At 68.9% G+C, this 24,582-nt stretch carries 20 protein-coding genes and 1 pseudogene; 16 read left to right on the top strand and 5 right to left on the bottom strand.

The genetic code is table 11. The annotated features are described in order from the left end of the window. The first annotated feature begins 66 nt into the window (after positions 1 to 66). From CFB49_RS21135 to ilvD, 5 genes are all read left to right on the top strand, one after another. Complete coding sequence (locus CFB49_RS21135; RefSeq protein WP_034205027.1) at positions 67 to 987, top strand: dihydrodipicolinate synthase family protein; 921 nt, start codon at positions 67 to 69, stop codon at positions 985 to 987. Positions 988 to 1,213: 226 nt separating this feature from the next. Continuing rightward, entirely contained in the window at positions 1,214 to 2,839 is a 1,626-nt protein-coding gene (locus CFB49_RS21130) for an APC family permease (protein WP_089436328.1), read from the top strand. Between the two features lie 72 nt (positions 2,840 to 2,911). Continuing rightward, positions 2,912 to 4,504, top strand: a complete 1,593-nt coding sequence (locus CFB49_RS21125) for an aldehyde dehydrogenase (NADP(+)) (RefSeq protein WP_089492222.1) — start codon at positions 2,912 to 2,914, stop codon at positions 4,502 to 4,504. After that, complete coding sequence (locus CFB49_RS21120; protein WP_089492221.1) at positions 4,497 to 5,519, top strand: Ldh family oxidoreductase; 1,023 nt, start codon at positions 4,497 to 4,499, stop codon at positions 5,517 to 5,519. The genes CFB49_RS21125 and CFB49_RS21120 overlap by 8 nt, the downstream gene beginning before the upstream one ends. A 305-nt stretch (positions 5,520 to 5,824) precedes the next feature. Next, positions 5,825 to 7,684 (top strand): dihydroxy-acid dehydratase, encoded by a 1,860-nt coding sequence (gene ilvD, locus CFB49_RS21115; RefSeq protein WP_089436325.1) that lies wholly within the window; start codon positions 5,825 to 5,827, stop codon positions 7,682 to 7,684. Positions 7,685 to 7,803: 119 nt separating this feature from the next. On the opposite strand, the gene CFB49_RS21110 is transcribed toward ilvD, so the two are convergent. Together CFB49_RS21110 and CFB49_RS21105 are read right to left on the bottom strand one after the other, a co-directional pair. Next, positions 7,804 to 8,643, bottom strand: coding sequence for an SH3 domain-containing protein (locus CFB49_RS21110; protein WP_089492801.1), 840 nt, complete (start codon positions 8,641 to 8,643; stop codon positions 7,804 to 7,806). A 28-nt stretch (positions 8,644 to 8,671) separates the two neighbouring features. Then, positions 8,672 to 9,109, bottom strand: coding sequence for a hypothetical protein (locus tag CFB49_RS21105; protein ID WP_089492220.1), 438 nt, complete (start codon positions 9,107 to 9,109; stop codon positions 8,672 to 8,674). Positions 9,110 to 9,406: 297 nt separating this feature from the next. Here CFB49_RS21105 and CFB49_RS21100 point away from each other — a divergent pair, with 297 nt between their 5' ends. Then, on the top strand, positions 9,407 to 10,933 hold the full coding sequence (locus CFB49_RS21100) for a sigma-70 family RNA polymerase sigma factor (protein ID WP_089492219.1): 1,527 nt from the start codon (positions 9,407 to 9,409) through the stop codon (positions 10,931 to 10,933). A 182-nt stretch (positions 10,934 to 11,115) separates the two neighbouring features. Next, the gene (locus tag CFB49_RS21095) at positions 11,116 to 11,997 is read left to right on the top strand and encodes a helix-hairpin-helix domain-containing protein (RefSeq protein WP_089492218.1); all 882 of its coding nucleotides are present in this window, start codon (positions 11,116 to 11,118) and stop codon (positions 11,995 to 11,997) included. Between the two features lie 158 nt (positions 11,998 to 12,155). On the opposite strand, the gene CFB49_RS21090 is transcribed toward CFB49_RS21095, so the two are convergent. Next, positions 12,156 to 12,581, bottom strand: a complete 426-nt coding sequence (locus CFB49_RS21090) for a helix-turn-helix domain-containing protein (RefSeq protein WP_089436320.1) — start codon at positions 12,579 to 12,581, stop codon at positions 12,156 to 12,158. Between the two features lie 104 nt (positions 12,582 to 12,685). Between CFB49_RS21090 and CFB49_RS21085 the strand changes: the two are divergent. Beyond that, positions 12,686 to 12,862: pseudogene (locus tag CFB49_RS21085) on the top strand (DUF2938 family protein); the annotation flags it as partial. A 115-nt stretch (positions 12,863 to 12,977) separates the two neighbouring features. Here CFB49_RS21085 and CFB49_RS21080 read toward each other — a convergent pair. Continuing rightward, positions 12,978 to 13,418 (bottom strand): MarR family winged helix-turn-helix transcriptional regulator, encoded by a 441-nt coding sequence (locus tag CFB49_RS21080; RefSeq protein WP_069621794.1) that lies wholly within the window; start codon positions 13,416 to 13,418, stop codon positions 12,978 to 12,980. A 136-nt stretch (positions 13,419 to 13,554) separates the two neighbouring features. Here CFB49_RS21080 and CFB49_RS21075 point away from each other — a divergent pair, with 136 nt between their 5' ends. Next, positions 13,555 to 15,084 (top strand): DHA2 family efflux MFS transporter permease subunit, encoded by a 1,530-nt coding sequence (locus CFB49_RS21075; protein ID WP_089492217.1) that lies wholly within the window; start codon positions 13,555 to 13,557, stop codon positions 15,082 to 15,084. A gap of 59 nt (positions 15,085 to 15,143) precedes the next feature. Here CFB49_RS21075 and CFB49_RS21070 read toward each other — a convergent pair whose 3' ends face one another. After that, positions 15,144 to 16,658 (bottom strand): acetyl-CoA hydrolase/transferase family protein, encoded by a 1,515-nt coding sequence (locus CFB49_RS21070; RefSeq protein WP_069618289.1) that lies wholly within the window; start codon positions 16,656 to 16,658, stop codon positions 15,144 to 15,146. A 656-nt stretch (positions 16,659 to 17,314) separates the two neighbouring features. Between CFB49_RS21070 and CFB49_RS21060 the strand changes: the two genes are divergently transcribed. From CFB49_RS21060 to CFB49_RS21030, 7 genes are read left to right on the top strand one after another with little or no spacing between them, the layout of a single operon-like run. Then, a complete protein-coding gene (locus CFB49_RS21060) occupies positions 17,315 to 18,010 on the top strand; it encodes a CDP-alcohol phosphatidyltransferase family protein (protein ID WP_069618290.1) in 696 nt (231 codons plus the stop codon). Beyond that, positions 18,007 to 18,816 carry a HalD/BesD family halogenase gene (locus CFB49_RS21055; RefSeq protein WP_089436318.1) on the top strand — a complete coding sequence of 270 codons (810 nt, stop codon included), beginning with the start codon at positions 18,007 to 18,009 and terminating at the stop codon, positions 18,814 to 18,816. Before CFB49_RS21060 ends, CFB49_RS21055 begins: the two co-directional genes overlap by 4 nt. Next, the gene (locus CFB49_RS21050; protein ID WP_089492216.1) at positions 18,813 to 19,814 is read left to right on the top strand and encodes an HpnL family protein; all 1,002 of its coding nucleotides are present in this window, start codon (positions 18,813 to 18,815) and stop codon (positions 19,812 to 19,814) included. The genes CFB49_RS21055 and CFB49_RS21050 overlap by 4 nt, the downstream gene beginning before the upstream one ends. Before the next feature lie 35 nt (positions 19,815 to 19,849). Further along, positions 19,850 to 20,617: a phosphocholine cytidylyltransferase family protein gene (locus CFB49_RS21045; RefSeq protein ID WP_089492215.1), complete on the top strand. Its 768-nt coding sequence runs from the start codon at positions 19,850 to 19,852 to the stop codon at positions 20,615 to 20,617. Further along, positions 20,614 to 22,299 (top strand): phosphoenolpyruvate mutase, encoded by a 1,686-nt coding sequence (gene aepX / locus CFB49_RS21040; protein ID WP_089436317.1) that lies wholly within the window; start codon positions 20,614 to 20,616, stop codon positions 22,297 to 22,299. The genes CFB49_RS21045 and aepX overlap by 4 nt, the downstream gene beginning before the upstream one ends. Further along, positions 22,296 to 23,477 carry a phosphonopyruvate decarboxylase gene (gene aepY, locus CFB49_RS21035; protein WP_089492214.1) on the top strand — a complete coding sequence of 394 codons (1,182 nt, stop codon included), beginning with the start codon at positions 22,296 to 22,298 and terminating at the stop codon, positions 23,475 to 23,477. Before aepX ends, aepY begins: the two co-directional genes overlap by 4 nt. Next, on the top strand, positions 23,477 to 24,541 hold the full coding sequence (locus CFB49_RS21030) for a 2-aminoethylphosphonate aminotransferase (protein ID WP_089492213.1): 1,065 nt from the start codon (positions 23,477 to 23,479) through the stop codon (positions 24,539 to 24,541). Before aepY ends, CFB49_RS21030 begins: the two co-directional genes overlap by 1 nt. The last annotated feature ends 41 nt before the right edge of the window (positions 24,542 to 24,582 follow it).

The following is a 24,582-nucleotide window of genomic DNA, read 5'->3' as shown; positions in this document are numbered from 1 at the left end:
CGCGGCGATACTGGTTGCCACACCGACACACCCGTCGGCCGACCGATACGAACGTAGGAGATTTCAGTGAGCCGCAAAGCCATTCAGTGGACCGGGGTTTTCCCGGCCGTCAGCACCCAGTTCAAGCCGGACTTTTCCCTCGACATCGACGCCACGCACCGTGTGGTCAAGAACCTGGTGAACGACGGCGTGTCGGGCCTCGTGGTCTGCGGCACGGTCGGCGAAAACACGTCGCTGTCGACGAGCGAGAAGCTTCAGGTGATCGAGGCCGCACGCGATGCGGCCGGCGGCAAGATTCCGGTGATCGCCGGCATCGCCGAATTCACGACCGAATTCGCGCGCAATACGGTGCGCGAAGCGCAGCGCGTCGGCGTCGACGGCGTGATGGTGATGCCCGCGCTCGTCTACTCGGCGAAGCCGCACGAAACCGCCGCGCACTTCCGCGCGGTCGCAACGAGCACCGACCTGCCGGTGATGGTCTACAACAATCCGCCGATCTACAAGAACGACGTGACGCCCGACGTGCTGATCGCGCTGCAGGATTGCGAGAACATCGTCTGCTTCAAGGATTCGTCGGGCGATACGCGCCGCTTCATCGATCTGCGCAACGCGGTCGGCGATCGCTTCGTGCTGTTCGCGGGCCTCGACGATGTCGTGGTCGAGAGCATCGCGGTCGGCGCCGAAGGCTGGGTGTCGGGCATGTCGAACGCGTTTCCGAAGGAAGGCGAGACGCTGTTCCGCCTCGCGAAGCAAAAGCGCTTCGACGAAGCGCTCGCGCTGTATCGCTGGTTCATGCCGCTGCTGCACCTCGACGCACGCCCGGATCTCGTGCAGTGCATCAAGCTGTGCGAAGAACTGGTCGGCCGCGGCAGCGCGGTCACGCGTCCGCCGCGCCTCGCGCTGCAAGGCGACACGCTCGCTGAAGTGAAGGCCATCGTCGCGAAGGCGCTCGACACGCGCCCGGCCCTGCCCGACGTCGGTCTCTGATCGACGCCCTGCGGCGGCGCGCGGGTTTGCCCTGTGCGTCGCCGTCCGCGGTCCGGCATGGTCCGCGGGCCCGCTCGCCCCGGCGCCACCCCGCGCCGCGCGTGAACGGGCCGCGGCCCGCCCCGGTCGTTCGAACCGGGCGACGCCGGCCGGCAGGCGTGCGCGCTGCTCCGTCGGAGCGCGCGCCACGCGCGCCTGTACCGACATTCCCCCAGGAGACACGCCCATGCCAGGCCAAGGCAATGCACACCCGTCTGTCCCGCTTTCCCGTTCCGCGCGCCCCGGCGCGGGTCACGGCAAGTTCAAGAAACAGCTGTCGCTGACCGATCTCACGTTCATCGGTCTCGGCGCCATTTTCGGTTCGGGGTGGCTGTTCGCCGCGAGTCACGTATCGACGATCGCGGGCCCGGCCGGAATCTTCTCGTGGCTGCTCGGCGGCTTCGCGGTGCTGCTGCTCGGCATCGTCTACTGCGAACTCGGCGCCGCGCTGCCGCGCGCGGGCGGCGTGGTGCGCTACCCGGTGTTCTCGCACGGCCCGCTGCTCGGCTACCTGATGGGCTTCATCACGCTGATCGCGTTCTCGAGCCTGATCGCGATCGAAGTCGTCGCCGCGCGCCAGTATGCGGCCGCGTGGTTTCCGGGCCTGACGGTCGAAGGATCGAGCGACCCGACCACCCTCGGCTGGCTCGTGCAGGCCGCGCTGCTCGGCTTCTTCTTTTACCTGAACTATTCGAGCGTGAAGACGTTCGCGAAAGCGAACAACATCATCAGCGTCTTCAAGTTCATCGTGCCGCTCGCGGTGATCGGCGTGCTGTTCACGTTCTTCAAGCCCGCTAACCTGACCGTGCACGGCTTCGCGCCGTTCGGCATGCCGGGCATCGAGATGGCCGTGTCGGCCGGCGGCATCATCTTCGCGTATCTCGGGCTCACGCCGATCGTGTCGGTCGCGAGCGAGGTGCGCAATCCGCAGCGCACGATCCCGATCGCGCTGATCCTGTCGATCCTGCTGTCCACGCTGATCTACGTGCTGCTGCAGCTCGCGTTCATCGGCAGCATTCCCACCGACATGCTCGCCGCCGGCTGGCACGACGTGAGCAAGGCGTTCTCGCTGCCGTATCGCGACATCGCGCTCGCGCTCGGCGTCGGCTGGCTCGCGGTGATGGTCGTCGCCGACGCGATGATCTCGCCGAGCGGCTGCGGCAACATCTACATGAACGCGACGCCGCGCGTGGTCTACGGCTGGGCGAAGACGGGCACGTTCTTCAAGGTGTTCACCCGCGTCGACGAAGCGTCGGGCATCCCGCGTGCGGGCCTGTGGCTCACATTCGGCCTCGCGATCTTCTGGACGCTGCCGTTCCCGTCCTGGGAAGCGCTGATCAACATCGTGTCGGCCGCGCTGGTGTTGAGCTATGCGGTCGCGCCCGTGTCGGTCGCCGCGCTGCGCCGCACGGCGCCCGACCTGCCGCGGCCGTTCCGCGCCAGCGCGTTCGGCCTCACCGGCCCCGCGTCGTTCGTGATCGCCGCGCTGATCGTCTACTGGTCGGGCTGGAGCACGGTGTCCTGGCTGCTCGGGCTGCAGATCGCGATGTTCGCCATCTATCTCGCGTGCCGCCGCTGGGTGCCAACCACGCACCTGAGTCTCGCCGAGCAGGTGCGCTCGTCCGCGTGGCTGATCGCATTCTATGCGGCGATGATCGTGCTGTCGTATCTCGGCGGCTTCGGCGGCACGGGCCGGCTCGCGCATCCGTACGACACGGTCGTCGTCGCGGCCGTCGCGCTCGTCATCTACTACTGGGGCGCGCACACCGGCGTGCGCGCCGACAAGCTGCAACTCGACGACGACGAGGACTGACGCGCCCTCCCCCTTTCCCCTTCCATCGGCCGGGCACATCACGCCCGGCCCTGCTTTTTTCCGAGGAAAACCATGCAACTCACAGGCCAGCTCCTGATCGGCCAGTCGGCCGTCGCCGGACAGAACGGCACCCTCCATGCGCTCGCCGCCGCAACAGGCGAACCGCTCGAACCGGCGTTCGGCGGTGCGAGCCTGCACGACCTGGAAACGGCGTGCGCACTCGCCGACGACGCGTTCGATACGTATCGCGAAACGTCGCTCGAAGCACGCGCCGCGTTCCTCGATGCGATCGGCCGCCACGTCATGGCGCTCGGCGACGAGCTGATCGAGCGCTGCGTCGTCGAAACGGGGCTGCCGCGTGCGCGCATCGAAGGCGAACGCGGCCGCACGGTCGGGCAGCTCGCGCTGTTCGCATCGCTGGTGCGGGACGGCGGTTTTCTCGACGCGCGGATCGACCCGGCACGCCCGGAGCGCAAGCCGCTGCCACGCGTCGACCTGCGCCTGCGCAACGTCGCGCTCGGCCCCGTCGCCGTGTTCGGCGCGTCGAACTTCCCGCTCGCGTTCTCGGTGGCCGGCGGCGACACGGCGTCGGCACTGGCGGCCGGCTGCCCGGTAATCGTCAAGGCGCATTCCGCGCATCCGGGCACGTCGGAACTCGTCGGCCGCGCGATCCAGCAGGCCGTGCGCGAATGCGGGATGCCGGCCGGCGTGTTCTCGCTGCTGTTCGACGCATCGCGGGAGATCGGCCAGGCGCTCGTCGCCGATCCGCGCATCAAGGCCGTCGGCTTCACCGGCTCGCGTCGCGGCGGCGTGGCGCTGATGCATATCGCGGCCGCGCGAGCCGAGCCGATCCCCGTCTATGCGGAAATGAGCTCGATCAATCCCGTGCTGCTGTGTCCCGCCGCGCTCGGTGCGCGTCACGACGCCATCGCATCGCAGTTCGTCGCGTCACTTACGCTCGGCGCCGGCCAGTTCTGCACGAATCCGGGCCTCGTGCTCGCCGTCGACGGCCCCGCGCTGCGCGCCTTCGAAGCCGCGTCGGCCGATGCCGTGCGCGCCGTGGCCGCGCAGACGATGCTGACACCGGCCATCCACGCGAGCTATGCGCAAGGCGTCGCGGCGCTGCGCGCTCACTCAGCCGTCGAACTGCTGGCCGAAGGCGTCGAAGGCGGCCGCCATCAGGCCCGCGCGGCGCTGTTCGCGGCCTCCGCCGACGCGTTCATCGCCCACCCCGAACTGCGCGACGAAGTGTTCGGCCCCGCGTCGCTGGTCGTGCGCTGCCCGGACGCCGACACGCTGCATCGCGTGCTGAAATCGCTCGAAGGCCAGTTGACGGTCGCCGCGCATCTCGCCGACGGCGACGCCGCGCTGTTCGCCGCGCTGCGCCCGACGCTCGAACGCAAGGCAGGCCGCATTCTCGTCAACGGCTTCGGCACGGGTGTCGAGGTCGGCCACGCGATGGTGCACGGCGGCCCGTTTCCGGCGACGTCCGACACGCGTACGACGTCGGTCGGCGCGCGCGCGATCGAGCGCTTCCTGCGCCCCGTGTCGTACCAGGACGTGCCGGACGCGCTGCTGCCGGACGCGCTCCGCAGCAGCAATCCGCTGCACGTGCCGCGACGCATCGACGGCGTGCCCGCCCCATGCGAGGTGAACCATGTCTGAGCGCACCGCCGAAGTCGTGCTGTCGCTCGACGAAGTCCACGCGCTCGCGCTGCGCGTGCTGACGCACAACGGGATGTCCGACGCGCATGCGCGCGCCATCGCCAACGTGATCACGCAGGGCCAGCGCGACGAATGCCATTCACACGGCGTGTACCGGCTGCTCGTGTGCGTGCGCTCGCTGAAGAAAGGCAAGGTCGATCCGCAGGCCTTGCCGACGTTGCGCAAGCTGTCGTCGTCGATCGTCGCGGTCGACGCGCATCGCGGCTTCTCGCTGCTGAGCTTCGAAACCGGGCTACCCGTGCTGGTCGAGATGGCGAAGCAGCACGGCATCGCCGCGATGGCGATCAACCGCTGCTATCACTTCTCCGCGCTGTGGCCCGAGGTCGAGGCGATCGCGGCCGAAGGGCTGGTCGGCATCGCGATGAACCCGAGCCATAGCTGGGTCGCGCCGGAAGGCGGCCGCGAGCCCGTGTTCGGCACCAACCCGATCGCGTTCGCATGGCCGCGCCCGGGCGGCGAGCCGTTCGTGTTCGATTTCGCGACGAGCGCGATCGCGCGCGGCGACATCGAACTGCACGCGAAACAGGGCAAGGCGATTCCGCCGCACTGGGCGATCGACGCCGACGGCCAGCCGACCACCGACCCGAAGGCCGCGCTGCAAGGCGCGATGCGCACGTTCGGCGGCCACAAGGGTTCGGCGCTCGCGGCGATGGTCGAGCTGCTCGGCGGCGCGCTGATCGGCGACATGACGAGCCGGGAATCGATGGACTTCGACGAAGGCGTCGGCGCGACACCGTGCCACGGCGAACTCGTGATCGCGTTCGATCCGAAGATGTTTCTCGGCGACGATCTCGACGCGGGACTCGCGCGCGGCGAGCGGATGTTCGAATCGATCGTCGCGCAGGGCGCGCGGCTGCCGTCGCAACGGCGCTTCGACGCCCGCGCGCGCAGCATCGCGAATGGGGTGCGGATTCCGAAGGCGCTGTACGACGAGATCCTGACGCTGCTCGACTGACGCGCGATCGAGCGGCGCGGCTTCATCGTCGGCGGAACGGGCGATGGAGCCGCCGCCCGGTTGCGCCGGCGATGGCCTGCGTCGGGCTTCGTGCTTGCTCGGTCTGGTGGGGCTCGCGCACGCGGCGCACCCGGCCGCTGTCCGCCGCACCGCCCGCGCCGGCCGGCGCCGCCCGCCCGGCGGCTGTGGGATAATCGCGAAGTTTGCCCAGGGCGCAGCTCAAGAGGTTGTTCGCACGGGCGCGAGAGAGGCCTTTATTCCCCGAGCCTCCACCCTTTTCCCGCGATATTTCTTCAGCCATCACCATGCCCACTTACCGTTCCAAAACCTCCACCGCCGGCCGCAACATGGCAGGTGCGCGCTCGCTGTGGCGCGCCACCGGCATGAAAGACGACGATTTCTCGAAACCGATCATCGCGGTCGTCAACTCGTTCACGCAATTCGTGCCCGGGCACGTTCACCTGAAGGATCTCGGCCAGCTCGTCGCGCGCGAGATCGAAGCCGCGGGCGGCGTCGCGAAGGAATTCAACACGATCGCGGTCGACGACGGCATCGCGATGGGCCACGACGGCATGCTCTATTCGCTGCCGAGCCGCGACATCATCGCCGATTCGGTCGAATACATGGTGAACGCGCACTGCGCGGACGCGATGGTGTGCATCTCGAACTGCGACAAGATCACGCCGGGGATGCTGATGGCCGCGATGCGCCTGAACATTCCGGTGATCTTCGTGTCGGGCGGCCCGATGGAAGCCGGCAAGACGCGCCTCGCGAACCCTGTCACCAAGTCCATCGAACTGAAGAAGCTCGACCTGGTCGACGCGATGGTGATCGCGGCCGACCAGTCGTATTCGGACGCCGACGTCGCCGAAGTCGAGCGCTCGGCGTGCCCGACCTGCGGTTCGTGCTCGGGCATGTTCACCGCGAACTCGATGAACTGTCTGACCGAAGCGCTCGGCCTGTCGCTGCCCGGCAACGGCACGGTGGTCGCCACGCACGCCGACCGCGAACAACTGTTCAAGCGCGCCGGCCGCCGCATCGTCGAATTGACGCGCCAGCACTACGAGCAGGACGATGAACGCGTGCTGCCGCGCGCGGTCGGCTTCAAGGCGTTCGAGAACGCGATGACGCTCGACATCGCGATGGGCGGCTCGACCAACACGATCCTGCACCTGCTGGCGATTGCGCGTGAAGCCGGCATCGACTTCACGATGAAGGACATCGACCGCCTGTCGCGCATCGTGCCGCAGCTGTGCAAGGTCGCGCCGAACACGAACAAGTACCACATCGAGGACGTGCACCGCGCGGGCGGCATCATGGCGATCCTCGGCGAACTGGACCGCGCCGGCAAGCTGCACACCGACGTGCCGACCGTGCACGCGCCGACGCTGAAGGATGCGCTCGACCAGTGGGACATCGTCCGCACGCAGGACGAAGCGGTCCGCACGTTCTACCTGGCCGGCCCGGCCGGGATCCCGACGCAGGTCGCGTTCAGCCAGAACACGCGCTGGCCGAGCCTCGACCTCGATCGCGCCGAAGGCTGCATCCGCTCGTACGAGCATGCATTCTCGAAGGAAGGCGGCCTCGCCGTGCTGACGGGCAACATCGCGCTCGACGGCTGCGTGGTGAAGACAGCCGGCGTCGACGAAAGCATCCTCGTGTTCGAAGGCTCGGCGCACGTCACCGAATCGCAGGACGAAGCGGTCGAGAACATCCTGAACGACAAGGTCAAGGCCGGCGACGTGGTGATCGTGCGCTACGAAGGCCCGAAGGGCGGCCCCGGCATGCAGGAAATGCTCTACCCGACCAGCTACATCAAGTCGAAGGGGCTCGGCAAGGCGTGCGCACTGCTGACGGACGGCCGTTTCTCGGGCGGTACGTCGGGTCTGTCGATCGGCCACTGCTCGCCCGAAGCGGCAGCGGGCGGCGCAATCGGCCTGGTGCGCGACGGCGACCGGATCCGCATCGACATTCCGAACCGCACGATCGACGTGCTCGTGTCGGACGAGGAACTGGCGCGCCGCCGCGAGGAGCAGAACGCGAAGGGCTGGAAGCCCGCGCAGCCGCGTCCGCGCAAGGTGTCCGCGGCGCTGAAGGCATACGCGAAGCTGGTCATGTCGGCCGACAAGGGTGCGGTGCGCGACCTGTCGCTGCTGGACGACTGACGCAGCGGGCTGCGGGCGACCGGTAGCACGTTACCTCGCCCGCTTGCCTGATCCCAAGGCCGCTCTCCGGAGCGGTTTTTTTTCGTCCGGGGCGCGGCGCACCCGCGGCACCGGCGCGATCAGTGCCGGCGTTCGTCGGGGCCGCCACCACCGCCGCCGTGGTGACCGCCACCGTTTCCGCCGCCCTGCGGCTGCGCATAACCGCCGCCGCCGCCCTGCCGCACCGGCGGCGGCATCGTGCGGGCCTCGCCGCCCGGGGCAGGCGGCGGCCGCAGCACGGCCGGCGGAGGGCCGGCCGGACGCGCATTGCCCGCTCCGCCCGGCATCGGCGTTGGCGCCGGACTGGCCGGACGCGCATTACCCGCCCCACCCGGCATCGGCGTTGGCGCGGCCGGCGCCGGCATCCGGTTCGCACCGTTCCAGCCTCCGCGCGTCGCCGACGGCCGCGTGTCATGCACGGGCGGCGGGCCGCCCGGCGCGACCTGCATCGGCGCGCCCGGTTGCGGACGCCCTTGCGCCGGCGGCATGCCGCCCGGGCCGAGCCTCGGCTCCGGACGGCGCGCCCAGCGGTCGCGGTCCGGATACCACGGGCGGTGCCGGTAATAGCGATCCCAGTACGCGCCAATCGCGAATCCGGTCACCGGCACGCCGATGATCGCGCCGTACTCGAGCAACGGCACGTAGCTGCCTTGATACGGATAGTCGAGCAACTGCGCATCGATCCAGCCGCGCACGCCCGGCAGCGCGACGTCGCACCACGTGTAGTCGCCCAGGCAGCCGAATACGCCCAGCGCGGTGCCGGGCGGAATCTGCGCGACCACCGGGTAATCGGGCGCCGGCCCCGCATACAGCTCGGCCGGCGAATTCGTGTAAGCGCTGCTCTGCGCATCGGCGACGCCCGGTGCGGCCGCGAGGCCGGCCAGGACGATGCACAGACTTCGGACAATCGTGTTCCTCATGATGCTCTCCCGCGCCGTCGCGCGCCGGTCAGTGCCGATGGCCGCCACCCCAGTGACCGCCGCCCCCGTGACCGCCACCCCAATGCCCGCCGCCCCACGGACGATGCCAGTACCCGCCGCGCCCGCCCCAGTATCCGCCGCCCCAGCGGCCCCAGAAGCCGATCGTCACGGGCGGCCCGTACCAGCCGGAGTAGTACGCCGGGTAGTAATACGGATACGGCGGCGGCACATAAGCCGGGGCGACATACACGGGCACCGCCGTGCCGGCGTCGACCTGCGCCTGCGGTACGGTCGATGCGGCCGGACCGGACGCAGTCGGTGCGGCCGCGATCTCGCGCTGCGTCACCGTGGCGGGCACCGGCGCGTAATAAGGTGCATAACCGTACGGGCTCGTGTAGTAGCAGCCGCCAAGCGTCAGTGCGGCCAGCGCGAAGACGGCGGGCCTCGCGGCGGGAATCGGGTTCATCTCGTACTCCGGCAGAATCCGCGCGTCGCCGCCGGGCGCGCGCCTGACTCTAGCTTACGTCCCCTGCGGATTTCCGCGCGTATGATCGGTTACTTTTTGTTTCCTGCACCCTGCGGCCGGCCGGGCACGCCGCGTGCTGGCCCGTCCGCGGCGCCGGCGTTGAAGTTGGCGCAAATGCCCTCAACTTGAACGATGTCGGGCTGACCGGCGCGGACGGGCGTCCGCGACCCACCGGCAACCGCAAACCGGCGAGCTTCGGCCCGCCCTGACAGGAACGCGGCTCGCGCCGCCATCGACATGACTACGCCACGCCCCACTCCCCGGGCGGACACCCCGCTCGATCCGATCATCCAGCTGCTGGCCCTTGCCGGCGAACAGGGTTATCTGACGCACGCCGACCTCGTCGATGCGCTGCCGCCCGAAAGCGACAGCCCCGACGCGCTCGAGGTCGTGCGCGCCGCGCTGGCCGACATCGGCATCGCGGTACTCGACGAGCCGGCCGTGCCTGCACCGTTCGCCGGCGCGGCGCCGGTCGAGGTCGATCGCGACGCGCTCGACGAAGGCCGGGCCATGCTCGGCGACCTCGCGCGCGGCACGAGCGCGTCGACCGATCCGCTCGCGCTGTACATGCGGCGCATGCACGCGGTGCCGCTGCTCACGCGCGAAGGCGAAATCGTGCTCGCCCGCGAGATCGAGACGGGCCGCCATCAGATATTGCATGCGATTGCCGGCTATCCGCCCGCGGTCGACGCGCTGCTCGAGCGCCATCGCGCGACGGGTGCAGCCGGATCGCCCGATGAAGAGGATCGCGAAACGTCCGCGCCCGCCCGCTACGACGCGCTGCACGCAGCGGTGTCGGCGTTGCGCGACGCATTGCATGCGCATGGCAGCCGCTCGGCCGAATACCGCGACGCGCGCAACCACGTGGCGACCCTGCTCGGTTCGCTCGCGTGGGTCGCACCGGCCGTCGACGACGCAAGTCGTGCCGTGCGCGCACTCGCCACCGCCCGCGATGATTCGTCGGCGACCGACGCCGCGTGCTTCGACGCGGTCGCGCGGCGCGCCCTTGCAGCCGCGCTGAGCGACGGCCAGCAGAAGGTGCGCGACGCGACGCGTGCGATGCTCGAGGCGAACCTGCGGCTCGTCCTGTCGATCGCGCGCAAGTACCTGAATCGCGGCGTCGACCTGTCCGACCTCGTGCAGGACGGTTGCCTCGGCCTGATGCGCGCGATCGAGAAATTCGAATACCGGCGCGGGTTCAAGTTCTCGACCTATGCGACCTGGTGGATCCGCCAGGCGATCGCGCGCGCGGTCGCGGATCGTTCGCGCACGATCCGCGTGCCGGTGCACGTCGGCGACCAGTACCAGCGCGTGCAGCGGCATGCGCTCCGCTTTCGCCAACGTACCGGCCGGCGGGCCACGCCGGCCGAGCTCGCGGCCGAAACCGGCCTCGACGAAGGCAAGCTGCGCGCGGTGCTCGCGCTTCCCGCCGAGCCGGTTTCGCTCGACACGCCGCTGCCCGACGCGGACACCGGCCTCGTGGAGCTGATCGAGGATCAGGCATCGGCCAGCCCGTTCGAGCAACTGGCCGACACGCGCATGCGCGACTGCGTACGGGCGCTGCTGCGTTCGGTCACGCCGACCGAGGCCGACGTGCTGCGCCGGCGGTTCGGCCTCGGCGGCACCGAGCCCGACACCTACGACGCGATCGCGCAGGATGCCGGGATGTCGCGTGAGCGCGTGCGGCAGATCGAGAAACGCGCGCTCGCCGCACTGCGTACGGCCGCCGAGGCCGAGAACGCGCAGTCGTTTCTCGACGCGTAACCGCATCGCGCGCAGCGCACGGTCGGGCCGCGTTCCGGCACGACCGTGCGCTGCGCGCCTGTGTTACGTTTGCCATTGACGCGCATCAAGTTTTCTTCATCGCGCGTCGCGACAATGGTTGACAGCCGACCGGCGCGTCGTGCGCCGCGTCCATTCCGTTTGTGCTTTCCGGGTCCCTTGCCATGCAGTCGACCGTCAGCCAGACGTACGAGGAAAACCGGACTGTCGCGGCCTACCTGCGCGAGGCCGCGCAGTGGCTCGTCGACCAGGGCGCGAACCCGTATCGGGTCGCCGCGTACCGCTCGGCGGCCGATACGGTCGACGCGCTCGACCGTGACATTCGCAGCGTGTTCGACACCGGCGGCGTCGAGGCGCTCGGCGCGCTGCCCGACATCGGCGCGGGCGTCGCGCAGGCGATTGCCGAGCTGCTGGTGACGGGGCGCTGGCGCCAGCTCGACCGCCTACGCGGCGACGCGGAACGCGCGTCGGCCTTCGAAGCGGTGCCGGGCATCGGCCACGCGCTCGCGCTGCGCATTCACGATGCGCTGCATATCGACACACTGGAGGAGCTCGAACGCGCGGCCCGCAACGGCCAGCTCGAAACGATCGCGGGCGTCGGCCCGCGGCGCGCGGTCGGCATCCGCGCCGCGCTCGACGACGTGCTGAGCCGCCGCCGGCGCTGGCAAGGCCACATGCGACACGCCGGCCCCGGCACGGAGCCGCCCGTCGAACTGCTGCTTTACATCGATCGCCAGTACCGCAACAAGGCAGCCGCCGGCGTGCTGCCGACGCTCGCGCACCGGCGCCTGAACGCGGACGGTTACGTGCCGCCGCCCGTGATGCACATGACCAAGGGCGGCTGGCATTTCACGGTGCTGAGCCAGCATGCCGCCATGCGCACGCCGGAAGCCGGGCGCCCGACCGACTGGGTGTCGCTCTATTTCTACGATGCCGTGCAGTGCGAGCACCAGCGCACCGTGTTTACCGGGACGTACGGCGCGCTCGCCGGCAAGCGGATCGTGCGAGGGCGCGAGATGGAATGCCGCGTGTATTACGCGGGGTGATGCAGGCGTCGGCGGTCTCGCCGACGTCGAAGGCGATACGGGCCGTATCGCCTTTTCGCGATTCGGCACGTCGAACCGGTCACGTCGCCACGTAGCCGCCCTCCTGCCGCACCGCTCCGAACAGCTACCGCCCCGCCCGCTGCATGCAGATTCGCCGCCTACGCAGCTTCCGCCTTCGCGCGGCGCGCCGGATGACGATGCGCGGCAATACGCAGCAGCTTCTGGAACGACGGGCATTCGAGATGGTTCGCGGCCGGGCACACGGCCGCATGCCGCAACGCGTCGCGCACCGCGCCGAGACGGCGGATCGTGCGATCGAGCTCGTCGGCCTTGCCGTCGAGCTTCGCGCGATCGATCGCGGGCCGCCCCTCCGCGCCGACCATCGCGAGGATGTCGTCGAGCGAGAACCCGGCCTCCCGCCCGAGCGCGATCAGCGCCAGGCGCTCCAGCACCGATTCGTCGTATTGCCGCCGCAGCCCGTGCCGGCCGATCGGAACGATCAGCCCCTTTTCCTCGTAGTAGCGCAGCGTCGACGCGGGCAACCCCGTGCGCCGCGCGACGTCCGCAATGTCCAGTCGGCTCATGCTTGACCTCAAGTGAACTTGAAGTTTCAAGATAATCGCCCGACTCCACGAAGACAAGCCCGGACCGTCATGAAACCGTTGAAACCGCGTCGTATTCCGCTGTGGGGCCCGCGAGCATGGCCGCACCGCTCTTCGTGATGCAGCCGGCGTTCGGTTTCGGCATCGCGGCGTCGCGCACGCCGCAGCCGGACGTCGCGCGCCGGCGCAGCCTCGTCACGCATCTGTCGTACGGCGTAGGGCTCTACCTTGCAGCGTACACGCTCGCGGCGCTGGCCGGTTGATCAGCGCGCCGGCGTACCCTCAACCTCCCCTGCAACACCCGTTCACCGTCCTTCTACACGCGGCCGAGCCTGACCACGCAGTCTCATTCCCCGTGCGCCCGACCGGGCGCCCGCGTCACTCGCCGCCGCAATCGATCAGGTTGCGGCGCACGCGCCCGAGCAGCCGCACCAGCGTATCGCGCTCGTCGGGCGTGAAGCCGCGCAGCCCGTCGTCGGCGACTGTATCGCCCACTTCCAGCATCTGCGGAAAGATCTCGCGCGACTTGTCGGTCAGCCGGATCACGAACGCACGGCGGTCGTCGTCGTTCGCGATGCGTTCGATCCAGCCATAGCCTTCCATCCGGTCGAGCAGCCGCGTGAGCGAGATCGGCGTGATCTCGAGCCATTCGGCGAGCCGGGCCTGGTTCATCTCGCCCTTCCACGTCAGGTACGCGAGCACGCGGCTTTGCGCCCGCGTCAGCCCGATGCGCTTCGCGCGCCGGTCGAACAGGCGACCGTTCAGGCGGGCCACGTCGGCGATCAGGTAACCGATCCGGTTCTCGTAGGTCTTGTCCATGCGGCGATTATAGGGTCAAGCCGGAACCGGCCCACGACCCGCCATCCAGAGATAAGCGGATATATAATAAGCCTGCTTATAATTTGCGTCGTGCCAGATCGCAGACCACGCCCGACCGCCCCACGGAGACACGCGCTTGAACCCCGCCGCCGACGCCCCCGCCTCGCCCGCCCTGAACCGGCCGATGCTGACCCTGTCGATCATGCTCGCCACGCTGATCCAGACCCTCGACAGCACGATCGCGAACGTCGCGCTGCCGCACATGCAGGGCACGCTGTCCGCGTCGCAGGACGAGATCACGTGGGTGCTGACCTCCTACATCGTCGCGGCGGCGATCGCGACGCCGCTCACCGGCTGGCTGTCCGATCGGCTGAGCGTGAAGCGGCTGCTGATCGTGTCGATCGCGGGCTTCACGGTGGCGTCGGCGCTGTGCGGTCTGTCGGAGACGCTCGTGCAGATCGTCGGCGCGCGATTGCTGCAAGGCGTGTTCGGCGCCGCGCTGGTGCCGCTGTCGCAGTCGATCCTGCTCGACATCAACCCGCGCGAGAAACAGGGCCAGGCGATGGCGATCTGGGGGATGGGCGTGATGGTCGGCCCGATCCTCGGCCCGACGCTCGGCGGCTGGCTCACCGACAGCTACAACTGGCGCTGGGTGTTCTTCATCAACGTGCCGATCGGCGCGTTCGCGCTCGCCGGCGTGATGACCTTCCTGCCAGGGCGCCCGCCGCGTCCGCACGTGAAATTCGACGCATTCGGCTTCGCGACGCTCGCGCTCGCGATCGGCGCATTCCAGGCGATGCTCGACCGCGGCGAACAGCTCGACTGGTTCGGCTCATACGAGATCCGCCTCGAGGCGCTCGTCGCGGCGCTCGGCTTCGCGTTCTTCCTCGTGCATACGGCGACCGTCGGCAAGGCGTCGTTCTTCAAGTCGGAACTGCTGCGCGACCCGAATTTCGCGACCGGCACGCTGTTCATCTTCGTGGTCGGCGCGGTGCTGTACGCGACCCGCGCGCTGCTGCCGCCGATGCTGCAGAACCTGATGGGCTACCCGGTCGCGACGACGGGCCTCGTCACCGCGCCGAGCGGCGCCGGCACGATGATCGCGATGCTGTTCGTCGGACGATTGTTGAAATACGTGGACGCGCGAACGTTGCTGTTCGCCGGGCTGGCGATTTCCGCGCTCGCGCTGTGGCAGATGATGCAGTACACGATCGTGCTGTCCGAGGCCGACATCGTGTGGCCCGGCGTGATCCAGGGCTTCGGCCTCGGGCTCGTGTTCGTGCCGCTGAGCGCGCTGTCGTTCTCGACGCTGCCGCCCGAGCTGCGCGCGGACGGCACGGCCACCTACAGCCTGATGCGCAACATCGGCAGCAGTATCGGCATCTCGATCGTGCAGACGCTGATGACGCGCAATACGCAGGTCGCGCATGCCGACCTCGCGACCCACATCACGCCGTTCAACCCCGCCGTGCAGGCGCTGGCCGGCAGCCGCGTCGACATCGCGCTGCTCGACCGCACGATCAACCAGCAGGCGACGATGATCGCGTACCTGAACGACTTCAAGCTGATGTTCGTCGCGACGCTGCTGATGGTCCCGCTGTTGCTGCTGATCCGCCCGCCGCAGAAAGTGGCGAGCGTCGACGTCGCGCATGCGGCGATGGACTGACGATGCGAAGGAGAGGCGAAGGACGTGCGCACGACGCACGCCCGTCGCGGGCCGATACGTCAGGCCTTCATCGAGCCGGTGCGCACGTAGCGCTCGTGCCACGACAGCGCCTCGGCGAGCAGATGCGGCGTGTGCTTGCCGAAGCTGTCGCGCGACGCGCGCTCGAAGTAGTCCTCGAGCATGGGCCGGTAGTCCGGGTGCGCGCAGGTCGCGATGATCTTGCGCGCGCGCTGCTTCGGCGACAGGCCGCGCAGGTCGGCCAGCCCCTGTTCGGTGACGACGACCGCGACGTCGTGCTCGGTATGGTCGACGTGGCTCGCCATCGGCACGATCCGCGAGATCGCGCCGCCCTTCGCGGTACTCGCCGACATGAAGCACGACAGGTAGCCGTTGCGCGCGAAATCGCCCGAGCCGCCGATGCCGTTCTGGATCTTCGTGCCCATCACGTGCGTCGAGTTCACGTTGCCGTAGATGTCGGCCTCGATCATCCCGTTCATCGCGATGCAGCCGAGGCGGCGCACGAGTTCCGGATGGTTGCTGATCTCCTGCGGGCGCAGCACGATCTTCTCGCGGAACGTCGCGATCTCGTCGGCGAAACGCTGCACGGCGGCCGGGCTCAGCGACAGCGCGGTGGCCGACGCGAAGCTCAGCGTACCGTCGTCGAGCAGGTCGAGCATGCCGTCCTGGATCACCTCGGTGTAGGCCGTCAGGTTCGAGAAGCCGGCCGAGCTGAGTTCGGCGAGCACCGCGTTCGTGATGTTGCCGACGCCCGACTGCAGCGGCAGCAGGTTTTCCGGCAGGCGGCCGCGCTTCACTTCGTGGCGCAGGAAGTCGATCAGCTGCAGCGCGATCTGCTTGGACGTGGCATCCGGCGCGGAGAATGCATTGCTGCGATCGGGCGCGTCGGTCTCGACGATCGCGACGATCTTGTCGGCCGGGCAACGCAGGTACGGCTCGCCGATCCGGTCGTCGCTCTTCGTCAGCGGAATCGGCTTGCGGTGCGGCGGCAGCGCGGTGCCGTAATAGATGTCGTGCATCCCGTCGAGGCCGAGCGGCTGGCGCGCATTCACTTCGAGGATCACGTGCTTCGCGCGCTCGAGCCAGGTCTTGTTGTTGCCGATCGACGCGGACGGAATCAGCAGCCCGTCCTCGCGGATGCCCGCGACTTCGACGATCGCGACGTCGAGATCGCCGTACAGCCCGAACCACGCGTATTGCGCGACGTGGCTCAGGTGGACGTCCTGGTAATCGACTTCGCCGCCGTTGATCTTGTCGCGCAGCGTGGGGTCGGACTGGTACGGCAGCCGCATCGAGATGCCGTTGGTGCGGGCGAGCGCACCGTCGAGCTCCGGTGCGGTCGACGCGCCCGTCAGCACGTTGATCCGGAAGTCCTCGCCGCGCGCGTGCGCCGCGTCGATGTGGGCGGCCAGCGCGGCCGGCACGGCCTTCGGATAGCCCGACCCGGTGAAGCCGCTCATGGCGACGGTCATGCCGGGGCGGATCAGCGCGGCGGCTTCGTCGGCGGTGCGGACGAGCGAACGCAGGGCGGGAGCGAGGATGCGTGATGAAGACATGGCTGGTTATCTGACGCTTTGGTCTGTCGTTGACGTCGCGGGGGGTGTCTCCTGAGCGACGCGAAGCCCTTGGGGCCGCGAGGGGCGGCCCGGCACCACGGGCACGGTCGGAGTATCGCAGAGGCCATCGCCGCGAAATGTCCGCTGGATGCAAAAGATCCTTGCCGGATTTGCCGGGTATCGAACGACCGTTCTGTGACAGGCGATCCGCCCGCACCGGATGCCGACGAAAGGTGTGCGAAAGCATCGGGCGAATCGCCGGTTCGCGATCGTCTGCCGTCGCGCGCCAATCGACCGGTTTGCATCGACATTGACGACGTTCGGCTCGGTAATCGCCGCTACCCGTCCGGCGCGGCCGATTGTCGCCCGATGCGGCTGTCCCGGCGCTGATGGAAATCAAGGTCGCATGGGCTGCGCGACCCCGGCCGGGCGGCGCGCGAAAAACACCGCCGAGCCGGCCTGCGAGGCCCGTCCGGCCTTGACAGCCGCGTGACGCGAACCACACTGGAAGGCGGGTCCGGCCGCCCGGTCGGCCACCTCGTTCGCGGTTGCGCTTTTGAACCGGCCGATGCCCGCAAGACGCGGTAACACTCCCGCATGTCAGGACATTGATCGAATAAAAAGCAACAAATTACAATTCCGTATATATTTCGCCGATGGACCAAAGAAAAACCGTCAAACGCCCCGAGCCGCCCCCGCCACGCACCTGGGATGCGCGGCTCGCGCGCTCGCTTGTCCGGCCGCTCGTCGATACGCCGATCACGCCGAATCACCTTACCACCCTTCGTCTGCTGATCGGCCTCGCCGGCGCCTGGTGCCTGGCGCACGGCGGCTTCGGCTGGAGCAATGCAGGCGCGTTCCTGATCGTGCTGTCGAACTTCGTCGACCACACCGACGGCGAACTCGCGCGCATCAGCGGCAAGTCCAGCAAGATCGGTCATTTTTACGACCTCGCGGCCGATGCGCTCGTCACGGTCGCGCTGTTCGTCAGCATGGGCGTCGGCATCGTCGCCCAGGGCGGCCAGATGGCCGCGTCGCCGGTGCTGCTCGGCGCGGTCGCCGGCGCGGCCGTCGCGCTGATCTTCTTCCTGCGCATGCGGATCGAATCGATCGCCGGCAAGGCCGGCACCAAGCAGGCATTCGCCGGCGGCTTCGAGACCGAGGACGTGCTGTACCTGCTGCCGATCGTGACGCTCGTCGACGGCGTCGAGCCGTTCCTGCTCGCGGCGTCGATCGGCGCCCCGCTGTTCGCCGCCTGGGTCGTGATCGACTGGTGGCGCATCGTGCGGCGCGGCAACCTCCCGCAGAACCCGGCCGCGCAGAACCCAACCGAAATCCAGGCTTCCAAATGACTCCTAGCACGCGCGACGATTCCGTGCTGAGCCCGGCACGCCCCGCGCCCGTGCGCGCAGCCGCGGCCGATCCCGATCGCACCGTGGCCGACCGCGTCGGCCAGCTCGACCTCGACCGCCTGCGCGGCGACTACACGCGCCAGGGCTCGTTCCTCTACCTCGACACCTTCCTGCCGGCCGACGCGCACGCGAAGCTCGCGAACGCGGCCCGCGCGATGCAGGCCGGCCTGAACCGCAATTACCTGCCCGGCCACAAGCAGGGCGGCAGCGTGAGCCGCCATACGATCGACGAGCAGGCGCCGTACATCGCCGAGCTGTATCGCTCGAAGGCGCTGATCGGCTTCCTCGAGAAAATCACGGGCGACAAGCTGATGCTGTCGCCGGACGACGATCCGCACGCGTACGCGCTGTATTACTACACGAAGCCCGGCGACCACATCGGCTGGCACTACGACACGTCGTACTACGACGGCCGCCGCTACACGCTGCTGATCGGCGTGATCGACGAATCGTCGTGCCGGCTCGACTACGAACTGCATACGCGCAACCCGGACGTCGCCGACGAACCGGGCTCCGTGCAGATCGCCGACGGCGGCATCGTGCTGTTCGATGGCGACAAGCTGCGCCACCGCATCACGCCGCTCGGCCAGAACGAGATGCGCGTGTCGCTCACGTTCGAATACGTGACGAACCCCGGCATGCGGCCGTGGAAGCGCTTCATCTCGAACATGAAGGACGCGATCGCGTATTTCGGTTTCCGCCAGGTGTTCAAGCAACTGGCCACGCGGCGCGCGAGCGGGTCATGACACGCGCGGGCCTCATCCTGCTGTCCCTCGGGACCGCACTCTTCATCGCACTGCTGGCCTGGCAGGGCGTCGGCGCCGTGGCGTCCACGTTCCTCGCGGCCGGCTGGGGCCTCGCGCTCGTCGCGGCGTTCCACGTCGTGCCGCTCGCGATCGACGCGGTCGCGATCTCCGTGATGTTCCGCCACGGGCAGCCGGGCGCCGAACTCGGCAACGCGCTGCGCGCGCGCTGGGTCGGCGAATCGGTGAACAGCCTGCTGCCCGCCGGGCAGATCGGCGGCCCCGTGCTGATGGTGCGCCACCTCGCGCAACGCGGCACGCGGATGGCCGACGCGGCCGCCGCCGTGACCGTCGGCACGACGATGCAGGCGCTCGCGCAGATGGCGTTCGCGCTGATCGGCATCGCCGCGTTCAGCCTGTATGCGACGCACGAATCGGTCGCGTATCTGCGCACGCCCGCGCTGATCGCCACCGGCGTGCTCGGCGCCCTCGCCGTCGCGTTCTACGCGGCGCAGCGGCGCGGGCTGTTCGGCCGCGGCCTGCGCCTCGCGTCGAAGCTGCTCGGCCCGCGCGACTGGTCGTCGCTGGCCACGCGCGCCGACGCGATCGACGGCGCGGTCGGCGCGCTGTATCGCGATCGCGCGAAAGTCGCGAAGACCTTCGCACTCAGCCTCGTCGGCTGGATCGTCGGCACCGCGGAAGTGTGGCTCGCGCTGCACTTCCTCGGGCACCCGGTCAGCTGGCTCGACGCGCTGCTGCTCGAAAGCGTCGGCCAGGCGATTCGCGGGGCGGCCTTCGCGATCCCGGGCTCGCTCGGCGCGCAGGAAGGCGGCTATCTGCTGCTCGCGCCGCTGGTCGGCCTGCCGCCCGACGCGGCGCTCGCGCTGTCGCTCGCGAAGCGCGCGCGCGAACTCGCGCTCGGCCTGCCCGGCCTGCTCTATCTGCATTTCAGTGAAAGAAACTGGCAGCGGCGCCGTGCGCCGCAGCCGCTCGCCGACTGATCGTTCAGATCGCCGGCTTTTTGGTTGGAGAACCCATGCGAGCCATCATTCTTGCGGCAGGCCTCGGCTTGCGCCTGCAACAACCGCCCGAGGCGCAGTTCCCGAAGTGCCTGCTGCGCTTCGACGACGTGTCGCTGCTCGAGCGCCATCTGCGCGTGCTCGACGCCGCGGGCATCGATGACATCGTGCTCGGGCTCGGCTTCCAGCACGAGAAGGTCGAGCAGGAACTGAAGCGCCTCGGCCGCACCGCAGAGATCGTGATCAACGACCGCTACGACCTCGGCAGCGTGCTGACCGTGCATACCGTCGCCGATGCGATGACGCGCGGCGGCGACGTGCTGCTGATGGACGCGGACGTGCTGTACGACGAGAACATCCTGCACGCGCTGGTGGCCGATGCCGACAAGGCGGTCGACCGCCTGCTGATCGACCGCGACTTCGAGGCCGGCGACGAACCCGTCAAGCTGTGCCTGAAGAACGGCGTGCCGGTCGAGCTGCGCAAGCAACTCGCGGTCGACCTCGACTACGACACGATCGGCGAATCGGTCGGCTTCTTCCGCTTCACCGAAGGCACCGCGCGCCGCCTCGCGGCGATCGTCGCGGGCTATGTCGACAGCGGCCGCGCGAACATGCCGCACGAGGAAGCCGTGCGCGACCTGCTGCTCGAAGGCGGCCATTCGTTCGACGTCGCCGACGTCACCGGCTCGCCGTGGATCGAGATCGACTTTCCGAACGACGTCGCACGCGCGACGCAAGACATCCTTCCCCTGATTCAACGCACCACCGCCGGAGCCGCACGATGAACGCACGCGAACCCAACTTCACCGAATCGCGCAGCGCGCGCCTGCGCCGCATGCTCGTCAGCAGCGATCTCGAATTCCTGATGGAAGCACACAACGGCCTGTCCGCGCGGATCGTCCGCGAAGCCGGCTTCAAGGGCATCTGGGCGTCGGGCCTCGCGATCTCCGCGCAGTTCGGCGTGCGCGACAACAACGAAGCGAGCTGGACCCAGGTCGTCGACGTGCTCGAGTTCATGGCCGACGCGAGCGACCTGCCGATCCTGCTCGACGGCGACACCGGCTACGGCAACTTCAACAACGTGCGCCGCCTCGTGAAGAAGCTCGAACAGCGCGGCATCGCGGGCGTGTGCATCGAGGACAAGCAGTTTCCGAAGACGAACAGCTTCATCGGCGGCGAGCGCCAGCCGCTCGCGGAAATCGACGAGTTCTGCGGCAAGATCAAGGCCGGCAAGGATTCGCAGACCGATCCCGACTTCTCGATCGTCGCGCGCGTCGAGGCGCTGATCGCGGGCTGGGGGATGGACGAGGCGCTGCGCCGCGCGAACGCGTATGCGGAAGCCGGCGCCGATGCGATCCTGATCCACAGCAAGCTGTCGCGCCCCGACGAGATCCTGCAGTTCGCGCGCGAATGGAGCGGCAAGGCACCGCTCGTGATCGTGCCGACCAAGTACTACAGCACGCCGACCGACGTGTTCCGCCAGGCCGGCATCAGCACCGTGATCTGGGCGAATCACCTGATCCGCGCGTCGGCATCCGCGATGCAGGCGACCGCGCGCGAGATCCACGAAAGCGAAACGCTGATCAACGTCGAGGACCGCGTTGCATCGGTCAACGAGATCTTCCGCCTGCAGGACGCCGACGAGTACTCGGCCGCCGAGCGTATCTACCTGTCGTCGTCGTCGCGCGCGTCGAATGCCGCGATCGTGCTCGCCGCGAGCCGCGGCAAGGGCCTCGAAGCCGTGACCGAAGACAAACCGAAGGTCATGCTGCCGGTCGCCGGCAAGCCGCTGCTGCGCTGGCTCGTCGACGGTTTCAAGACGCACGGCGTGAACGACATCACCGTGGTTGGCGGCTATCGCGCCGATGCGATCGATACGTCGGGCATCAAGCTCGTCGTCAACGAGCGCCACGCGCAGACCGGCGAGCTCGCGTCGCTCGCATGCGCGGCCGAACGCCTGACCGGCGACACCGTGATCTCGTACGGCGACCTGCTGTTCCGCAGCTACATCGTGCGCGACCTCGCGGAGAGCGAGGCCGAGTTCAGCGTGGTGGTCGATTCGTCGCTCACCGAGACCAATCAGAGCGTGCGCGACTTCGCCCTCTGCTCGGCGGCCGACGATCGCGGCCTGTTCGGCCAGAAGACCTATCTGCAACGCGTGTCGAGCGACGTCGCGGCGGGCACGCCGCACGGCCGCTGGATCGGTCTCCTGAACGTGCGCGGCGCCGGCGTCGACCGCCTGAAGGCGACGCTCGCGACGCTGCAGGCACGCCCTGATTTCGACACGCTCGACATCCCGTCGCTGCTGAACGAGCTGATCGCCGCCGGCGAGAAGATCGAGGTGCAGTACGTGCACGGCCACTGGCGCGGCGTCAACGATCTGGAAGACTTCCGTCGCGCGGGCGACTTCGCGCACGGCCAGACGCCGCTGTCCGAACCGGGCGCCGGCAACGGGGGCGCGCAATGATCGAAGCGGCCCAGTTCGTCGAGGCCGCGCGCGAACGCGGCTTCGACTGGTACGCGGGCGTGCCCTGCTCGTACCTGACGCCGTTCATCAATTACGTGCTGCAGGACCCGACGTTGCACTACGTGTCGGCCGCGAACGAAGGCGACGCGGTCGCGCTGATCGCGGGCGCGACGCTCGGCGGCAAGCGCGGGATCGCGATGATGCAGAACTCGGGGCTCGGCAACGCGGTGAGCCCGCTCACGTCGCTCACCTGGACGTTCCGCCTGCCGCAGTTGCTGATCGTCACGTGGCGCGGCCAGCCGGGCGTGGCCGACGAGCCGCAGCACGCGCTGATGGGCCCGATCACGCCGGCGATGCTCGACACGATGGAGATCCCGTGGGAGACGTTCCCGACCGACCCCGAACAGGTCGGCCCGGCGCTCGACCGCGCGATCGCGCACATGGACGCGACGGGCCGCCCGTACGCGCTCGTGATGCAGAAAGGCAGCGTCGCGCCGTATGAACTGAAGACGAACCCGGCCGCGAAGCCGCGGGCGCACGTCGCCGCGCAATCGTCGCCGCGCGCCGCGTCGGCCGACGCGTGGCCGACCCGTCACGACGCACTGCAGCGCGTGATCGCGCATACGCCGGTCGATTCGACCGTCGTGCTCGCATCGACCGGTTTCTGCGGCCGCGAACTCTACGCGCTCGACGATCGCCCGAACCAGCTTTACATGGTCGGTTCGATGGGCTGCGTGACGCCGCTCGCGCTCGGCCTCGCGCTTGCGCGCCCCGACCTGCGCGTGGTGGCCGTCGACGGCGACGGCGCCGCGCTGATGCGCATGGGCGTGTTCGCGACGCTCGGCACCTATGGCCCGGCCAACCTCACGCACGTGCTGCTCGACAACGGCGCACACGAATCGACGGGCGGCCAGGCAACGGTGTCGCAGCATGTGTCGTTCGCGGGTGTCGCGGCCGCCTGCGGTTACGCGTCGGCGGTCGAAGGCGACACGCTCGACGTGCTCGATGCGACGCTCGCCTCGACCAGCGACGGCGCGCAGTTCGTTCGCGTGGCGATCCGCACGGGCGTGCCCGACGGCCTGCCCCGCCCGACCGCCACGCCGGTCGAAGTCAAGACCCGTCTGATGCGGCACATCGGCGCCGAGCAGACCGAAGCCCACGTTGAAGGAGCCCATTGATGCTGCTGCTGAACCCCGGCCCGGTCACGCTCACCGAGCGCGTGCGCCGCAGCCTGCTGCAACCCGATCTGTGCCATCGCGAAGGCGAATTCTTCGACCTGCAGGATGAAGCGCGCGCGCGCCTCGTCGCCGCGTACGAGCTCGATCCGGCCGAATGGGCCGCCGTGCTGATGACGGGTTCTGGCACGGCCGCCGTCGAGAGCATGATCGCGGCGCTCGTGCCGCAGGACGGCAAGCTGCTCGTGATCGAGAACGGCGTGTACGGCGAGCGGATCACGCAGATCGCCACGCAGTACGGCATCGCCCATGACGTGCTCAAGCATGAGTGGATGCAGGCGCCTGATCTTGCGCAGATCGCCGCGAAGCTCGATGCGGGTGGGTACTCGCATGTCGCCGTGATTCATCATGAAACGACGACGGGCCGGCTGAACGATCTCGATGCGATCGCCGAAGTCTGTCGTGCGCGCGGCGTGAAGATGCTTGTCGATGGCGTCAGCAGCTTCGGCGCGGAAGCGATCGATTTTGCAGGCGGCGTCATCGATGCGGTTGCCGCGACCGCGAACAAGTGCCTGCACGGCGTGCCGGGCGCGGCGTTCGTGATCGTGCGCCGCAGCGCGCTCGTGAAGGCCGCGAGCCGGACTTACTACCTCGATCTCGGCCGGCTTGCGAAGCTGCAAGATCAGCGGAATACGCCGTTTACGCCGTCGGTGCATGCGTATTACGCGCTCGTCGAGGCGCTGCGTGAGTTCGATGAGGCCGGCGGCTGGCGCGCGCGGCATGCGCATTACAAGGCGCTTGCCGATCAGGCGCAGGCCGGGCTTGCGGCGCGCGGGATGCCGCTGGTGCTGCCGGAAGGTGCGTCGTCGGTCGTGCTGCGTGCGTATCGGCCGCCGCCGGGTGTGACGTACGAAGCACTGCACGACGGGCTGAAGGCACGTGGCTTCGTGATTTATGCGGGGCAAGGCGGGCTGTCGAAGGAACTGTTCCGGATCTCGACGATGGGCGCGATTCAGGCGGCCGATGTCGAGCGGTTGCTGGAAGGGTTTACGGCGCTGACACGGTAAGCGTTGTCCGTAACTTCGTCGACGAAAGGCCCGCAATGAAC

It is taken from the genome of Burkholderia sp. AU17457 (assembly GCF_002223255.1).
Classification (GTDB): Bacteria; Pseudomonadota; Gammaproteobacteria; order Burkholderiales; family Burkholderiaceae; genus Burkholderia; species Burkholderia sola.
This window is presented reverse-complemented; position numbering and strand designations above follow the sequence as displayed.

Bases quoted from the DNA above. Each gene is read 5' to 3' on its own strand.
- CFB49_RS21030 (WP_089492213.1), top strand. From the start codon at position 23,477: ATGCTGCTGCTGAACCCCGGCCCGGTCACGCTCACCGAGCGCGTGCGC.
- aepY (WP_089492214.1), top strand. From the start codon at position 22,296: ATGATCGAAGCGGCCCAGTTCGTCGAGGCCGCGCGCGAACGCGGCTTC.
- CFB49_RS21130 (WP_089436328.1), top strand. From the start codon at position 1,214: ATGCCAGGCCAAGGCAATGCACACCCGTCTGTCCCGCTTTCCCGTTCC.
- CFB49_RS21045 (WP_089492215.1), top strand. From the start codon at position 19,850: ATGCGAGCCATCATTCTTGCGGCAGGCCTCGGCTTGCGCCTGCAACAA.
- aepX (WP_089436317.1), top strand. From the start codon at position 20,614: ATGAACGCACGCGAACCCAACTTCACCGAATCGCGCAGCGCGCGCCTG.
- CFB49_RS21050 (WP_089492216.1), top strand. From the start codon at position 18,813: ATGACACGCGCGGGCCTCATCCTGCTGTCCCTCGGGACCGCACTCTTC.
- CFB49_RS21100 (WP_089492219.1), top strand. From the start codon at position 9,407: ATGACTACGCCACGCCCCACTCCCCGGGCGGACACCCCGCTCGATCCG.
- CFB49_RS21095 (WP_089492218.1), top strand. From the start codon at position 11,116: ATGCAGTCGACCGTCAGCCAGACGTACGAGGAAAACCGGACTGTCGCG.
- CFB49_RS21110 (WP_089492801.1), bottom strand. From the start codon at position 8,643: ATGAGGAACACGATTGTCCGAAGTCTGTGCATCGTCCTGGCCGGCCTC.
- CFB49_RS21125 (WP_089492222.1), top strand. From the start codon at position 2,912: ATGCAACTCACAGGCCAGCTCCTGATCGGCCAGTCGGCCGTCGCCGGA.
- CFB49_RS21055 (WP_089436318.1), top strand. From the start codon at position 18,007: ATGACTCCTAGCACGCGCGACGATTCCGTGCTGAGCCCGGCACGCCCC.
- CFB49_RS21105 (WP_089492220.1), bottom strand. From the start codon at position 9,109: ATGAACCCGATTCCCGCCGCGAGGCCCGCCGTCTTCGCGCTGGCCGCA.
- CFB49_RS21120 (WP_089492221.1), top strand. From the start codon at position 4,497: ATGTCTGAGCGCACCGCCGAAGTCGTGCTGTCGCTCGACGAAGTCCAC.
- CFB49_RS21060 (WP_069618290.1), top strand. From the start codon at position 17,315: ATGGACCAAAGAAAAACCGTCAAACGCCCCGAGCCGCCCCCGCCACGC.
- CFB49_RS21090 (WP_089436320.1), bottom strand. From the start codon at position 12,581: ATGAGCCGACTGGACATTGCGGACGTCGCGCGGCGCACGGGGTTGCCC.
- CFB49_RS21080 (WP_069621794.1), bottom strand. From the start codon at position 13,418: ATGGACAAGACCTACGAGAACCGGATCGGTTACCTGATCGCCGACGTG.
- CFB49_RS21070 (WP_069618289.1), bottom strand. From the start codon at position 16,658: ATGTCTTCATCACGCATCCTCGCTCCCGCCCTGCGTTCGCTCGTCCGC.
- ilvD (WP_089436325.1), top strand. From the start codon at position 5,825: ATGCCCACTTACCGTTCCAAAACCTCCACCGCCGGCCGCAACATGGCA.